The organism is Streptomyces kaniharaensis, assembly GCF_009569385.1.
Lineage (GTDB): Bacteria > Actinomycetota > Actinomycetes > Streptomycetales > Streptomycetaceae > Kitasatospora > Kitasatospora kaniharaensis.
This window is the reverse complement of record NZ_WBOF01000001.1, coordinates 3,928,269-3,943,208: the sequence shown is the minus strand read 5'-3', so window position 1 is coordinate 3,943,208 and position 14,940 is coordinate 3,928,269. Positions and strand designations below refer to the sequence as shown.

Here is a 14,940-nt window from a genome sequence, read left to right as displayed (position 1 = left end):
CCCGCCGCAGGAGGACCCAGCCGTGACGCCGCTCGACCCGACCGGCCGCACCACCCGCCCCGTACCGGCCACCTTCACGGCCGGTACGGACAACCCCCAGCGCGAACCCGCGGAGGCCGGGGCCGCAGCCCCGCTGCGGCTGCCCGAGGCTCCGCTGCCGCCCGCCGAGGTGGACCGGCTGGTCGGCGGGCAGCACCACGACCCGCACGCCCTGCTCGGCGCCCACCCCGTCAACGGCGGCACCGCGATCCGGGTGCTGCGCCCGTTCGCCGAGCGAGTGGTCGTCGAGACAGCCGAAGGCCCGGCCGAACTCACCCACCAGCAGGGCGGGTTGTTCACCGGCCTGCTGGCCGGCGACGAACTGCCCGGCTACACGCTGCTGGTGACCTACCCCGGCGGCGAACCGCTGCTCCAGCACGACGGCTACCGCACCCCGCCCACCCTCGGCGAGCTCGACCTGCACCTGATCTCCGAGGGCCGGCACGAGCAGCTGTGGCGGGCGCTCGGCTCGCACGTGCGCACCGTCGACGGCGTGGCCGGCACCGCCTTCGCGGTCTGGGCGCCGAATGCCGTCGGGGTCCGGCTGATCGGCGACTTCAACCACTGGGACGGCACCGGGCACCCGATGCGCTCGCTCGGCTCCTCCGGCATCTGGGAGCTGTTCGTCCCCGGCCTCGCCGAGGGCACCCTGTACAAGTACGAGATCCACACCCGGCAGGGCTGGGTGCTCGACAAGGCCGACCCGCTCGCCCGCGCCGCCCAGTGCCCGCCCGGCACCGCCTCCATGGTCACCTCCTCCGCGTACCGCTGGGACGACGGCGAGTGGATGGCCCGCCGCGCCCGCGCCGCGCACCACCGGTCACCCATGTCGGTGTACGAGCTGCACCTGCCGTCCTGGCGGCCCGACCTCACCGGCTACCGCGCGATCGCCGAGGAACTGCCCCGTTACCTCAAGGAGTTGAACTTCACCCACGTGGAGTTCATGCCCGTCATGGAGCACCCCTTCGGCGGCTCCTGGGGCTACCAGGTGTCCGGCTACTACGCGCCCACCGCGCGGCTCGGCAGCCCCGACGACTTCCGGTACCTGGTGGACACTCTCCACCAGCACGGCATCGGCGTGATCGTCGACTGGGTGCCCGCCCACTTCCCCAAGGACGACTTCGCCCTCGCCCGCTTCGACGGCGAGGCGCTCTACGAGCCCGCCGACCCGCTGCGCGCCGAGCACCCCGACTGGGGCACCCTGGAGTTCGACTACGGGCGCAAGGAGGTGCGGAACTTCCTGGTCGCCAACGCGGTGTACTGGTGCGAGGAGTTCCACATCGACGGCCTGCGGGTGGACGCCGTCGCCTCGATGCTCTACCTCGACTACTCCCGCGAGGGCCGCGCCTGGTCGCCCAACCAGCACGGCGGCCGGGAGAACCTGGACGCGGCCTCGTTCCTCCAGGAGATGAACGCCACCGTCTACCGCCGCTGCCCCGGCGCCATCACCATCGCCGAGGAGTCCACCGCCTGGGACGGCGTCACCCGCCCCACCGACCGCGGCGGCCTCGGCTTCGGCCTCAAGTGGAACATGGGCTGGATGCACGACTCGCTGGTCTACATGTCCAAGGAGCCGGTGCACCGCAAGTACCACCACAACGAGATCACCTTCTCGATGGTGTACGCCTACTCCGAGAACTACATCCTGCCGATCTCCCATGACGAGGTCGTGCACGGCAAGCAGGCGCTCGTCGCCAAGATGCCCGGCGACTGGTGGCAGCAGCGTGCCAACCACCGCGCCTACCTCGGCTTCATGTGGTCCCACCCCGGCAAGCAACTCCTGTTCATGGGGCAGGAGTTCGCCCAGGGAGCGGAGTGGCACCACGAGCAGGGCCCGCAGTGGTGGGTGCTCGACGAGCAGTGGCCGGCCCATGAGGAGCACCTCGGCGTCCGCCGCCTCGTCCGCGACCTCAACCGCCACTACCGCGACACCCCCGCGCTCTGGGAGCGCGACACCACCCCCGACGGCTTCCGCTGGCTCGACGGCGGCGCCCGCGACGACAACCTCCTCGCGTACGTCCGCCACGCCGCCGACGGCAGCCCGCTCGTCGCGGTCTGCAACTTCTCCCCCGTCGTCCGGCACGGCCACCGGGTCGGCCTGCCCGCCCTCGGCGGCCGCGACCAGCTCTGGGAGGAAGTGCTCAACACCGACGCCGAGACGTACGGCGGCAGCGGCATCGGCAACTCCCACCCGGTCAAGGCCGACGCGGTCGCCTCGAACGGCCAGCCCCGCTCCGCCGAACTGATCCTCCCCCCACTCGCCACCATCTGGCTCCGCCCGGCCTGAGCCGCCGCTGCGCACGGGCACCGAACGGCGGCACCGGGACGTCCGACGTCCCGGTGCCGCCGTTCGCCGTACGTGGTCGAGCCGGCCCGATCGGACTTCCACGAGTGACCTTCGTCCCTTGCCTCGCCCGGGCCCTTCTGCTCGCGGACATGTGTTCGCGGTGCGAAGGTATGGTCGATGTGACCACTGTCCGAGACGACGGGACGGAGACACCCACGTGGCGCGCAGCGTGTACGTGACCGGGATCGACCGGGGGGACGGCCGGCAGGCGGTCGAGCTCGGGGTCATGGAACTGCTCACCCGCCAGGTGGACCGGGTCGGGGTGTTCCGTCCGCTGGTGCACGCGCACGCGCCCGACGGGACACCTCCCGGCCGTCAAGCCGGGGAAGAGCCGGGCTCGGACCACGTCGTCGAACTGCTGCGCAGCCGGTACCGGATCGACCTGCCCGCGGCCGAGCTGTACGGGCTGACGTACGAGGAGGCCGCCGCGCTCCAGGCGGCGCACGGGCAGGACGAGCTGGTGTCCGTCCTCGTCGACCGGTTCCGGGCGGTGGAGCGGCGCTGCGAGGCGGTGCTGGTGCTCGGCACCGACTTCGCGGACACCAACATCCCGGACGAGCTGGCCTTCAACGCCCGGCTGGCGAACGAGTTCGGCGCCGCCGTGCTGCCGGTGGTCGGCGGGCACGCCGGGGACCCGGAGGCCGTGATCGCCGAGGTCCGCAACGCCCACCGGGCGTACACCGACCTCGGCTGCGAGACCCTGGCGATGATCGCCAACCGGGTCGCGCCCGGCGCCAAGCAGCGGATCCAGCGCAAGCTCACCGAGAAGCTGCCGATCCCCGCCTACGTCATCCCCGAGGAGCCGGCGCTGGCCGCGCCGACCGTCGCCCAGCTGGTCGAGGCGACCGGCGCCGAGGTGCTGCTCGGGGACGCGGCCGGCCTCGCCCGGGACGTCCGCGGCTTCGTCTTCGGCGGCGCCATGGTGCCGACCTTCCTGGAGGCGCTGACCGAGGGCGCCCTCGTCGTCACCCCCGGGGACCGTGCCGACCTGGTGATCGGCGCGCTCGCCGCGCACGCCGCCGGCGCCCCGCCGATCGCCGGCCTGCTGCTGACGCTCGGTCAGCACCCCGGCCCGAACGTGATGGCGCTGGCCGCCCGGCTCGCCCCCGGCACCCCGGTCGCGGTCGTCCCCGAGGGCAGCTGGCCGACCGCCGCCACCCTGACCCACCTGGAGGGCAAGCTCACCCCGGCCAGCCCGCGGAAGGCCGAGATCGCCCTCGGCCTGTTCGAACTGCACGTCGACACCGCCGAGTTGACCACCCGGATCGAGGTCGGCCGGTCCGAGCGGGTCACCCCGATGATGTTCGAGCACGAGCTGCTGGAACGGGCCCGGGCGAACCGCCGGCACGTCGTGCTGCCCGAGGGCGCCGAGGAGCGGGTGCTGCGCGCGGCCGAGATCCTGCTGCGCCGCAACATCTGCGACCTCACCCTGCTCGGTGAGGCCGACGCCGTGCGCCGCAAGGCCGCGAGCCTCGGCATCGACCTCCCGCAGGAAACCCCGGGCGCCGACCGCGCCCAGGTCCGGATCGTCGACCCGACCACCAGCCCGCTGCGCCGCCAGTTCGCCGAGCTGTACGCGCGGCTGCGCGGCCACAAGGGCATGACCGTCGAGCTGGCGCTGGACGTCGTCACCGACGTCTCCTATTTCGGCACCCTGATGGTCCAGGAGGGCATCGCCGACGGCATGGTCTCCGGCGCGGTGCACTCCACCGCCGCCACCATCCGGCCCGCCTTCGAGGTGATCAAGACCTCGCCGGGCGCGGCCATCGTGTCGAGCGTCTTCTTCATGTGCCTGGCCGACCGGGTGCTGGTGTACGGCGACTGCGCCGTCAACCCGGACCCGGACGCCCAGCAGCTGGCCGACATCGCGATCCAGTCCGCCGCCACCGCCGCCCAGTTCGGCGTGGAGCCGCGGGTCGCGATGCTCTCCTACTCGACCGGCACCTCCGGCTCCGGCGCGGACGTCGACAAGGTCCGCAAGGCCACCGAGCTGGTCCGCGAGCTGCGGCCGGACCTCCTGGTCGAGGGCCCGATCCAGTACGACGCGGCGGTGGACGAGCACGTCGCGGCCACCAAGCTGCCGGGCTCACCGGTGGCCGGCCGGGCGACCGTGCTGATCTTCCCGGACCTCAACACCGGCAACAACACCTACAAGGCGGTCCAGCGCTCGGCCGGCGCGGTGGCGGTCGGCCCGGTCCTCCAGGGCCTGCGCAAGCCCGTCAACGACCTCTCGCGCGGGGCGCTCGTGCAGGACATCGTCAACACCGTCGCGATCACCGCGATCCAGTCGCAGGACCGCAAGGAGCCGTCGGCATGAGTGAAGGTACGCGCGTTCTAGTCCTCAACGCCGGCTCCTCGTCGGTCAAGTACCAGCTCATCGACATGCTGGACGGCGCCCACCTGGCCTCCGGGCTGGTCGAGCGGATCGGCGAGCCGAGCGGTCGGCTGGTGCACACCCCGCACACCGGCGAGAGGCACGAGACGGTCCAGGCCTTCCCCGACCACTCGGCCGCGCTGAAGGCCGTCGCCGAGGAGCTGGCCGCCGAAGGCCTCGGGCTGGACTCCCCCGAGCTGGCCGCGATCGGCCACCGGGTGGTGCACGGCGGCATGCGGTTCACCGAGCCGACCGTGATCACCGACGAGGTGCTCCGCGAGATCCGCCGGCTGATCCCGGTCGCGCCGCTGCACAACCCGGCGAACATCACCGGCATCGAGGTGGCCCGCACGCTTCGCCCGGACCTGCCGCAGGTGGCCGTCTTCGACACCGCCTTCCACGCCTCGATGCCCGAGTACGCGGCCCGGTACGCGATCGACAAGGCCGTCGCGGACGAGCACCGGGTGCGCCGCTACGGCTTCCACGGCACCTCGCACCAGTACGTCTCGCGGGCCACCGCCCGGCTGCTCGGCAGGGACCCTGCCGAGGTGAACGTGATCGTGCTGCACCTGGGCAACGGCGCCTCCGCCTCGGCGGTCAGCGGCGGCCGGTGCGTGGACACCTCGATGGGCCTGACCCCGCTGGAGGGCCTGGTCATGGGCACCCGCTCCGGCGACATCGACGCCGGTGTGGTGTTCCACCTGCACCGGGTCGGCGGGCTGTCCATCGACGAGATCGACGACCTGCTCAACCGCCGCAGCGGGCTGCGCGGCCTGTGCGGCGACAACGACATGCGCGAGATCATGCGCCGCGCGGAGGAGGGCGACGCGGACGCCGGGCTCGCCTTCGACTCCTACATCCACCGGCTGCGCAAGTACATCGGCGGCTACTACGCGGTGCTCGGCCGGGTGGACGCGATCGTGTTCACCGCGGGTGTCGGCGAGAACGCGGCGGCGGTGCGCGCGGCGGCCACGGCCGGGCTGGAGGAGCTGGGCATCGAGGTGGACCCCGAGCTGAACTCGGTGCGCACCGGCGAGCCCCGGATCATCTCGCCCGAGTACGCCCGGGTGGCGGTCGCGGTGGTGCCCACGGACGAGGAACTGGAGATCGCCCGGCAGGCCTTCGCCCTGGTGCACCGGCAGCAACGGGAGCGCGAGGAGTCAGGGGCATCCAAGGAGTCCGGGGCGCCGGCGAAGTCGAGCGGGTCCACGGACTGACACCCCGTCGTCTCACTCCGCGGAATCATTCGTCGGCGATTCCTCACGATTCGGGCCGAATGCGCGTATAACGCGAACGGATAGACTGACGGATATGCGCCGAGCGAAAATTGTCTGCACCCTGGGTCCGGCGACGGACTCCTACGAACAGCTGAAGGCCATCGTCGAGGCGGGCATGAACGTCGCCCGACTGAACATGAGCCACGGCACTCACGCGGACCACGAGGAGCGGTACCACAAGGTCCGCCAGGTCTCGGAGGACACCGGCAAGGCCATCGGCGTCCTTGCCGACCTCCAGGGTCCCAAGATCCGTCTGGCGACCTTCGCCAACGGTCCGGTGACCGTCGACAACGGCGACGAGTTCACCATCACCACCGAGGACGTCCCCGGTGACCAGCACATCTGCGGTACCACCTACAAGGGCCTGCCCGGCGACGTCAAGCCCGGCGACCCGATCCTGATCAACGACGGCGTCATCGCCCTGGAGGTCGTCAGCGTCGACGGCCCGCGGGTGAAGACCGTGGTGGTCGAGGGCGGCGTGCTCTCGAACAACAAGGGCATCAACCTGCCCGGCGCGGCCGTTAACGTGCCCGCCCTGTCCGAGAAGGACAAGGAGGACCTGCGCTTCGCGCTCCGCCTGGGCGTCGACATGATCGCCCTCTCCTTCGTCCGCAACGCGGACGACATCAAGGACGTCCACGAGGTCATGGACGAGGTCGGCATCCGCGTGCCGGTCATCGCCAAGATCGAGAAGCCGCAGGCCGTCGAGGCCATGGAGGAGATCGTCCTCGCCTTCGACGCCATCATGGTCGCCCGCGGCGACCTGGCCGTCGAGTACCCGCTGGAGCGGGTGCCGCTGGTCCAGAAGCAGCTGATCACGCTGGCCCGCCGCAACGCCAAGCCGGTCATCGTCGCCACCCAGATGATGGAGTCGATGATCCATGCCTCGCGCCCCACCCGCGCCGAGGTCTCCGACGTCGCCAACGCCATCCTGGACGGCGCCGACGCGGTCATGCTGTCGGCCGAGTCGAGCGTCGGCAAGTACCCGGTCGAGACGGTCCGCACCATGAGCCGGATCTGCCAGAAGGCCGAGGAGGAGCTGGTCTCCCAGGGCCTCCAGCCGCTCAACCCGGGCCGCAAGCCGCGCACCCAGGGCGGCTCGGTCGCCCGTGCCGCGTGCGAGCTGGGCGACTTCCTGAACGGCAAGGCGCTGATCGCGTTCACCAAGTCCGGTGACACGGCGCGCCGGCTGTCCCGGTACCGCTCGCCGATCCCGGTGATCGCCTTCACCCCGGACTCCGCGACCCGCAACCAGCTCTCGCTGAGCTGGGGCGTCGAGTCGTACGTCACCGAGCAGGTGGCCACCACCGACGCGATGGTCGCGCAGGTCGACCGCGAGCTGCTGAAGATGGGCCGGCTGAGCCAGGGCGACACCGTCATCGTCACCGCCGGTGTCCCGGTCGGCATCCCCGGCACGACCAACATGGTCCAGGTGCACCACCTGGGGACGCACAGCGAGTGAGCAACCGCCGGTAGAACGCCCGTGGGGCGGCTCCTCCCGAACGGAGGGCCGCCCCACGGGCGTTCCGGCGCCTGCGTGCCTGCGCCGTTCGTCGCTGCTACGTGTCGCGGCTACTTGTCGCTGTAGGGCGCGTTGTCGTTGAACATGTGCATCCCGGGGATGTGCAGGGTGCCGCCGAACTGGCCGGGCCTGCTTGGCGGTGACCCCGGTCAGCTCCAGGTCCAGCGGGATCGGGACGGAGCCGATCAGGTCGTACAGCCAGCGCGGCAGCGTGTCCGGGGTGAGGGTGATCTCGCCCAGGTCGATCGGGATCGGCAGGCCGAGCACCTTGGACAGGTGTCCGGTCAGGCGCTCCACGTACATGGTGACCGGGCCGTTGCGCATGGTCGAGGTCGAGCCCGGGGCGCCCTGGACGTGGAAGGTCACGCCGTTGCCCTCAAGAGTCGACATGTCGAGGTTCTCGATGTCCACGCTGGAGACCACGAACTTCAGCACCCGCTTGGTGCCGGTCGGGGTCTTCACGTCGTAGACGCCGTGGAAGGCGGAGCCGTACAGGCCGAGGCGGCTGGTCTGCAGTGTCCAGTTCTGCTGCGGGACGACGTGCTCGCCGGGCGCCGCGGCGGCGGTGAGGTTGCGGGTGTCCACCGCGCAGTTCGCGTCGGCGGACGGCGAGGCCGACGCGGACGGGGACGCCGAGGCGGAGGGCGTGGCGGTGCCGGAGGCACCCCCGGAGGGCGTCGGCTTCGGGGTCGTCTTGCCGGTCGCGGACGGCTTCGGGGCCTGGACCACCGGGACGCCACCGGAAGGCTGCGCGGACGGCAGGGCCGGAGCCTGCGGCGGCTGCGCGGGCTGGGCCGGGGTGCCGACCCGCGGGGCGGGGACGGCGGGCGCCGGGGTGATCGCCGGGGCGGGGGTGGCACCCGGGGTCGCGGACGGCGTCGCGGTCGGCGAACTGCCGGGGTTCAGCAGGTTGTTGATGCCACCGACGATGTCGTCGATCAGGCCCGTCTGGGACGCCTTGGCAGTCCCGGTCGGGTTGCCCTGGTAGACCGCGCTCGCAGCGCTTCCGGCGCCGTTCGCGGCGGAACGGACGGCCGGCGGCGCAGTGGTGACGGGCGTCGGGGCGACGGTCGGCACCTTGGTGGGCGCGGACGGCAGCGGGGCGGGCACGGTGGTCGGCGCCTGCGTCGGCACGCTCGGCGGGCCCGCCGTCGGCACCGTGGTGGGCGCCGCGGACGGCCCGGGCGGCGGCACCGGCAGCTCGCTCTTGGGGACCGGCGTCTCCTCCACCGGCGTGACGTCCGGGACGACCGCCGGGGCGGTGCCGCACGGCTTGCCCGCCGAGGACTCGGCCACCGCCGGGTTCGGCGTGTAGGCGGCGGCCATCAGCAGCGCGGTCGGCACGGCGGCCATCGCCAGCGCCCGGCCTCTCAGCCGGACCCGGACGGGCGTGCGCGGCGCCGCGTGCCGGCCGGAGCGCTGCGACTGCTCGTCCGGCGTGCTCACCGCGCCTCCTCGGGGTCCGCGGCGGCGGCCTGCTCCTTCGGCTCGGCCTGGGCGGGCAGCTTGGCGGTGGGCGCTTCGGCGGCGGCAGTCTCGGCAACGGCGCTCTCGGCAACAGCGGCCTCGGCGACGGCGCTCTCGGCCGCGACCGACTCGGCCACCGCGGCCTCCGGCTCCGGCAGCGGCGCCCAGGAGACCAGCAGCCCGCCGCCGATCAGGCCCGGCAGCAGCGCCATGCCGAAGCCGGCCAGGTTGGACATCGGGATCGAGACCAGCGTCAGCAGGATGGTCGCGATGCCCGCGAAGACCCGGACGGCCGGCTGGAACCACCCGGTGAGCCCGAGGATCATCATCAGGAGCCCGATGAGCAGCGAGCCGGCGCCCGCCGTCGTCGACATCGCGATGGTCACGCTGCCGAGCGCGAGGTGCGCGTAGGGGAAGTACAGGATCGGGACGCCGGCGATCATGGCCAGCAGGCCGCCCCAGAAGGGCCTGGTGCGGCGGAACACGCGGAAGTGCCGCCAGAGCCACCCGATCGGATTCTGGTGACCGGTCCGGGTTTCGACCGTTGCGCTGGACATGGTGCAGCTCCTCGATGTCTCTACGAGGGGAAGAACAATTGGCAGGAGGCCGGGAACAGCGGTTTTCCCGCCGCCCCCGGCCTGCGAAGACCCGTCACTCGGGCGTGCCGGTCGGCACGCCGTCAGGCGAGACTCAGAAGCACTCGTTGCCCGGGCCGTCGCCCTGCTTGAGCGACAGGTGGAGGCCGGAGAGCTCGAAGTTGCCGGCCGAGGTGGCGCGCGCGGTCTGCTGGACACCGTCCAGCACGGCCTTGTCGGCGGACTGGGCGAAGCCCATGCCGCCGGTCGGCAGGCCGTTGTTCTTGGTCGCCGCCGCAACAAGCGGGTGAGGCGTCCAGCCCTGGGTGGCCTCGCCCTTGAGGGTGGAGGCGTCCTGGCCGATGTTGATCCTGGTGAAGGTCGCGTCGGCCTTCAGGTCCTCCAGGTCGATGAGCAGCTTGTCGGCGTGCACCGGCTTGCTGCCCGGGCCGCCGGCGTTCAGCTGGAGGGTGATCTTGCCCAGACCGAACCCGGACAGGTCGGTCACCACGGACTGGCACAGGTTGGTGATGTCCGCCTTGTCGAAGGCCGAGACGGCGACCGGGTGCTTCGCACCGTTGGCCTCGATGTCGACGGTGCCGAACTGGGCGAAGTTGGTGCCCTCCAGGTGGTCCGTCCTCACCTTGAACTGCTGGCCGGAGATGCTGAACGAGGCGGCGAGCGCGCTGTTGGCAATGGAGAAGCCCACCGCGGCGGTGGCCGCGATGCTCGGCACCATCACCAGGGCGAAGCGCTTCCAGCGGGTCTTGCCGTAGGTCTTGGACATGCGAGTCCTCCTTCTGGGACGTACATCTCCGGCTCCCCGGGCGGCGCCTCCCGCGCCGGTGGGGGCCTGGGATGGGAGAGAGCTACGTCCTCGGTAGCGGAGAACGCCGTGGGCGTCGTCGGACGCGGGAGCGGCCTGCGTACAGCGGCACTCCCGTCCCTCCGCCGGCCGTCCTTGTGGGGCGGCGGGCAGGACCGACGACATCGGCGATCACCCCCGAGCGACAACCAGCGACCGCGCAGGGGTGCGCGGCCGTGTCGAAGGACAGGAACCGCCGTGGGACCGCGGATACCCCCCTGCCCTCCCTACCGCCGGCCGGGGCCGGCGGATCGCCCGGTGGGGATCCCTCGCTCCTCGTGGCCGACCGGCTGCCGGGTGGTGGAGTGGGGGACCGGGCGTGGCCGATCGTGCTTGAATCCCGGGCGAAGCACAAGAGGTTGCTTACTGACGGGTAATCCAACACCCGGTGGCGTCGATCATGGAATCCGCCCGATATGCACTGTGCGTGACATCTTGAAGGAAACGTGACGACGAAATTTGCAGGAAACACCGTCGAAACACCCGTGGGTGGTCACACTTGGTGACCACCCACGGATGAAATCAAGATTTGGTAAACCTGTGTCCGGTTGACCGGATTGTCGTCAAATCACCAGCGACACCGCAGGTCATCCGCCGTGCCAGGGACACGGCCGGAGGCACAGCCCGGGACACGACGGGACCCGTCACGCGGTCGGATCAGAACAGCACGCGCGCCAGCGCCGCACGGGCCTGCGCCACCCGCGGGTCCTCCGCCCCGATCACCTCGAACAGTTCCAGCAGGCGCAGCCGGGCGGCGTCCCGGTCCTCGCCCGCCGTCCGGCCGACGGTGTCCACCAGGCGCCCGAAGGCGTCCTCGACGTGGCCGCCCACCAGGTCCAGGTCGGCGGCCTGGAGCTGCACCTCGACGTTCTTCGGGTCGGCCGCGGCCGCCGCCCGGACGGTCTGCAGGTCCAGCCCCTCGATCCGGCGCAGCAGTTCGGCCTGGGCCAGGCCGAGCTTCGCCTCGGTGTTGCCCGGCTGGTCGGCCAGCACGTTCTTGTAGGCCTGGATGGCGCCGCCGAGGTCGCCGCGGTCCAGCGCGTCGTGCGCGGCCGCCAGCGCCGGGTCCTCGAAGCGGTTCGGGGCGCCGCCCGCCTCGCCGGCCGGGGCCACCGCGCCGCCGGCGATGCCGAAGCGCTGCTCGGCGACGAGGATCAGCTGGTCCAGCACCTTGCGGACGTTGGCCGCGCTCTCGGCGCCCTGGAACAGCGGCACCAGCTGGCCGGCCACGACGGCCATCACGGCCGGGATGCCCTGGATGCCGAACTGCTGGGACAGCAGCGGGTTGGCGTCGACGTCGATCTTGGCGAGCACGAACTGGCCGGCGTACTCCTCGGCCAGGCCCTCCAGGATCGGGCTGAGCTGCTTGCACGGGCCGCACCACTCGGCCCAGAAGTCGATGACGACCGGCACCTCGGTGGAGCGCTGGACGACCTCGGTCTCGAAGGTGTCCTCGGTGACGTCGATGACGAGCTGATAGCCGGGCTCGGCGGGAGCGACGCCGGCCGCCTCCGCGGCGGCGGCCTGGCGGGCCCGCTCGGCCCGCGCCTGCTCGGCCTTCTGGGCTGCCTCGCCGGCCGCCTTCACTGCGGCGAGGTCGACCGCACCACGCAGGGCGGAGCTGTTCTGACGCGAATTCCGTGGCTGCATGGCACCATCCTCCCCCGTCCGCGCCGCCTGCGGGCACCAACCTCGGGAATGTCGCCCCGCGCGGGCTGCGCGGGCGCGGGTTCCCGGGCACTGCGCCCCTCTTCCCGGAGTCCCCGGCGAGCCCCCAGGTAGCCATGAACCGTTCGGTGCGGATCCCCACCCGCACCCGCGCCGCTCCCGTCCCACGGGTCGCGGCGCCTGGTTGTCACTGCTTTCGCTACGAGTCGTAGCGTAACTGGACCCGGTGCCCCGGCCGCAAGTCCGCCTCGCACTTCCAGGACGTGACCTGTCCCACTTTCCCGGGTGGCCCGGCTGTCCGAAGAGCCGGACAGTCGCTACCGTTACCAGCCCCAGCCAAGTTACCAACAAGTAAACTGCAAGGAGGCCAGGTGTCGGCCGCCCAGCCCCCCGTGACCCCGGCCAAGGGGCGCCCGCGCAGCGTCGCCGCCGACCTCGCGATCCTCGACGCCACCCGCGAGACACTCGCCGAACTCGGCTGGGGCGGGCTCACCATGGGCCACGTCGCGACCCGCGCCAAGGTCGCCAAGACCACCCTCTACCGCCGCTGGCCGTCCAAGAACGAGCTCGTGGTGGACGCGGTCGCCAGCCTCTTCGACGAACTCGTCATGCCCGACCTCGGCAGCCTGCGCGCCGACATCGAGGCCGTGGTGGGCCAGTTCGCCGACCTGCTGGCCCGGCCCGAGACCCAGGCCGCACTGCTCGCCCTGTTCGCCGAGGGCACCCGCGACCGGCAGCTGCGCCGGCGCATCCGGGAGGCCATCGTCGACCCGCAGAAGCGGCTGGTCCGGCAGGGCCGGGCGGCGGCCCAGGCGCGCGGCGAACTCGCCCCGGACACCGACCCGGTGACCGCCGCCGAGGAGATCGACATCATCTTCGACACCATCGCCGGGACGGTCGAGCACCGCGTCCTGGTCAGCGGCGAGCCGATAACCCCCGAGTGGGCCCGCCGCTTCAGCAGCCTGCTGCTGGGCCCCTTCCCGAGCCTGGTCAGCGGTTGACGGCATGCCGCGGCCGCCCCGTACGAGATCCGTACGGGGCGGCCGCGGTAGTGACGGGCCCTGAAGGGCCTCAGAAGGCCGCCGTCTCCTGGTAGGTGCCCCACTCCTGGCGCAGCGCGTTGCAGATCTCGCCCAGGGTCGCCTCGGCGCGCACCGCGTCCAGCATCGGCGGGATCATCGACTCGCCCGAGCGCGCGGCCGCCAGCATGGCGTCCAGCCCGGCGCGCACCGCCGCCTCGTCCCGGGCCGCCTTGCGGTCGCCCAGGACGCGCACCTGCTCGCGCTCCACTTCGTGGCTGACCCGCAGGATCTCCAGCTCGGGGGTGACGCTGCGCGGGTGGCAGTTGACGCCGACCACGCGCTTCTCGCCCTTCTCCACACCCTGCTGGTACTGGAAGGCCGCCTCGGCGATCTCGCCGGTGAACCAGCCCTCCTCGATCCCGCGCAGGATGCCGGAGGTGATCGGGCCGATCTCGTGGTCCTCGCGGCCCTTGTCCAGGATCCGCTGGAAGATCGCCTCGGCCTGCTGCTCGATCCGGTCGGTCAGCGCCTCGACGTACCAGGAACCGCCCAGCGGGTCGGCCACGTTGGCGACGCCGGTCTCCTCCATCAGCACCTGCTGGGTGCGCAGGGCGATCTCGGCGGCCTGCTCGGAGGGCAGCGCGAGGGTCTCGTCGAGGGCGTTGGTGTGCAGCGAGTTGGTGCCGCCGAGCACCGCGGACAGCGCCTCCACGGCGGTGCGGACCACGTTGTTGTACGGCTGCTGCGCGGTGAGCGAGACGCCGGCGGTCTGGGTGTGGAAGCGCAGCCACTGCGCCTTGTCGGTCTTCGCGCCGAAGCGGTCGCGCATCCAGCGGGCCCAGATCCGGCGCGCGGCGCGGAACTTGGCGATCTCCTCGAAGAAGTCCAGGTGAGCGTCGAAGAAGAAGGAGAGGCCCGGCGCGAAGACGTCCACGTCCAGGCCGCGGGACAGGCCCAGCTCGACGTAGGCGAAGCCGTCCGCGAGCGTGTACGCCAGCTCCTGCGCGGCCGTCGCCCCCGCCTCCCGGATGTGGTAGCCGGAGACGGACAGCGGCTTGTACGCGGGGATGCCCTGCGCGCAGTACGCCATCAGGTCGCCGATCAGGCGCAGGTGCGGCTCGGGCGCGAAGAGCCACTCCTTCTGGGCGATGTACTCCTTGAAGATGTCCGTCTGCAGGGTGCCGTTGAGCACTGCCGGGTCCACGCCCTGGCGCTCGGCGGCGACCAGGTACATGCAGAAGATCGGGACGGCCGGGCCGCTGATCGTCATCGAGGTGGTGACCTCGCCGAGCGGGATGCCCTTGAACAGCACCTCCATGTCGGCGGCCGAGTCGATGGCCACGCCGCAGTGGCCGACCTCGCCGAGCGACTTGGGGTCGTCGGAGTCGTAGCCCATGAGGGTCGGCATGTCGAAGGCGACCGAGAGGCCGCCGCCGCCCGCCTCCAGGATCATCCGGTAGCGCTCGTTGGTCTGCTGCGCGTTGCCGAACCCGGCGAACTGGCGGATGGTCCAGGTGCGCCCCCGGTAGCCGGTGGGGTGCAGCCCGCGGGTGAACGGGTACTCGCCCGGCCAGCCGATCCGCTCGAAGCCCTCGTACGCCTGCCCGGCCAGCGGGCCGTACACCGGCGCGACCTCGTCGCCGGAGAGGGTGGTGAAGTCCGCGTCGCGCTTGCGGGCGGCGTCGTACCGCTGCTGCCAGCGCTGCCGTCCGCGCTCGATCTCCTCGGCGTCCATGACCCGAACTCCGCTCCGTACGGCCGCCACGGAACGGGACGGCACAGCT

The 14,940-nt window shown here is 72.0% G+C and carries 11 protein-coding genes; 7 read left to right on the top strand and 4 right to left on the bottom strand.

What is annotated here, in order from left to right; genetic code table 11:
• Positions 1 to 22: 22 nt before the first annotated feature.
• The 6 genes from glgB to F7Q99_RS17795 all read left to right on the top strand — a co-directional run bounded on the left by glgB (position 23) and on the right by F7Q99_RS17795 (position 8,874).
• Positions 23 to 2,326, top strand: a complete 2,304-nt coding sequence (gene glgB / locus F7Q99_RS17820) for a 1,4-alpha-glucan branching protein GlgB (protein ID WP_326846799.1) — start codon at positions 23 to 25, stop codon at positions 2,324 to 2,326.
• Positions 2,327 to 2,543: 217 nt separating this feature from the next.
• Positions 2,544 to 4,703, top strand: coding sequence for a phosphate acetyltransferase (gene pta / locus F7Q99_RS17815; protein WP_326846798.1), 2,160 nt, complete (start codon positions 2,544 to 2,546; stop codon positions 4,701 to 4,703).
• Positions 4,700 to 5,977, top strand: coding sequence for an acetate kinase (locus tag F7Q99_RS17810; RefSeq protein ID WP_153462701.1), 1,278 nt, complete (start codon positions 4,700 to 4,702; stop codon positions 5,975 to 5,977). The genes pta and F7Q99_RS17810 overlap by 4 nt, the downstream gene beginning before the upstream one ends.
• Positions 5,978 to 6,071: 94 nt before the next feature.
• Complete coding sequence (gene pyk, locus F7Q99_RS17805) at positions 6,072 to 7,499, top strand: pyruvate kinase (RefSeq protein WP_153462699.1); 1,428 nt, start codon at positions 6,072 to 6,074, stop codon at positions 7,497 to 7,499.
• Positions 7,500 to 8,136: 637 nt separating this feature from the next.
• Positions 8,137 to 8,547, top strand: coding sequence for a hypothetical protein (locus tag F7Q99_RS17800; RefSeq protein WP_153462697.1), 411 nt, complete (start codon positions 8,137 to 8,139; stop codon positions 8,545 to 8,547).
• A 60-nt stretch (positions 8,548 to 8,607) separates the two neighbouring features.
• Complete coding sequence (locus tag F7Q99_RS17795) at positions 8,608 to 8,874, top strand: hypothetical protein (RefSeq protein WP_153462695.1); 267 nt, start codon at positions 8,608 to 8,610, stop codon at positions 8,872 to 8,874.
• 127 nt (positions 8,875 to 9,001) lie between these two features.
• Here the strand turns inward: F7Q99_RS17795 and F7Q99_RS17790 are convergent, their stop codons facing one another.
• From F7Q99_RS17790 to F7Q99_RS17780, 3 genes are all read right to left on the bottom strand, one after another.
• Positions 9,002 to 9,583, bottom strand: a complete 582-nt coding sequence (locus tag F7Q99_RS17790; RefSeq protein WP_153462693.1) for a DUF6114 domain-containing protein — start codon at positions 9,581 to 9,583, stop codon at positions 9,002 to 9,004.
• Between the two features lie 133 nt (positions 9,584 to 9,716).
• Positions 9,717 to 10,388, bottom strand: a complete 672-nt coding sequence (locus F7Q99_RS17785; RefSeq protein ID WP_153462692.1) for a DUF6230 family protein — start codon at positions 10,386 to 10,388, stop codon at positions 9,717 to 9,719.
• 735 nt (positions 10,389 to 11,123) lie between these two features.
• Entirely contained in the window at positions 11,124 to 12,116 is a 993-nt protein-coding gene (locus tag F7Q99_RS17780) for a tetratricopeptide repeat protein (RefSeq protein WP_153462690.1), read from the bottom strand.
• A gap of 389 nt (positions 12,117 to 12,505) precedes the next feature.
• Here F7Q99_RS17780 and F7Q99_RS17775 point away from each other — a divergent pair, with 389 nt between their 5' ends.
• Entirely contained in the window at positions 12,506 to 13,135 is a 630-nt protein-coding gene (locus F7Q99_RS17775) for a TetR/AcrR family transcriptional regulator (RefSeq protein ID WP_326846797.1), read from the top strand.
• Between the two features lie 70 nt (positions 13,136 to 13,205).
• Here F7Q99_RS17775 and F7Q99_RS17770 read toward each other — a convergent pair whose 3' ends face one another.
• Positions 13,206 to 14,891, bottom strand: a complete 1,686-nt coding sequence (locus F7Q99_RS17770; RefSeq protein WP_153462687.1) for an acyl-CoA mutase large subunit family protein — start codon at positions 14,889 to 14,891, stop codon at positions 13,206 to 13,208.
• Between the last annotated feature and the right edge of the window lie 49 nt (positions 14,892 to 14,940).

What these genes read in the sequence shown, in the direction of transcription:
- F7Q99_RS17790 (WP_153462693.1), bottom strand. Translation starts at nt 9,583, where the DNA reads ATGTCCAGCGCAACGGTCGAAACCCGGACCGGTCACCAGAATCCGATC.
- F7Q99_RS17780 (WP_153462690.1), bottom strand. Translation starts at nt 12,116, where the DNA reads ATGCAGCCACGGAATTCGCGTCAGAACAGCTCCGCCCTGCGTGGTGCG.
- F7Q99_RS17810 (WP_153462701.1), top strand. Translation starts at nt 4,700, where the DNA reads ATGAGTGAAGGTACGCGCGTTCTAGTCCTCAACGCCGGCTCCTCGTCG.
- F7Q99_RS17770 (WP_153462687.1), bottom strand. Translation starts at nt 14,891, where the DNA reads ATGGACGCCGAGGAGATCGAGCGCGGACGGCAGCGCTGGCAGCAGCGG.
- pyk (WP_153462699.1), top strand. Translation starts at nt 6,072, where the DNA reads ATGCGCCGAGCGAAAATTGTCTGCACCCTGGGTCCGGCGACGGACTCC.
- F7Q99_RS17785 (WP_153462692.1), bottom strand. Translation starts at nt 10,388, where the DNA reads ATGTCCAAGACCTACGGCAAGACCCGCTGGAAGCGCTTCGCCCTGGTG.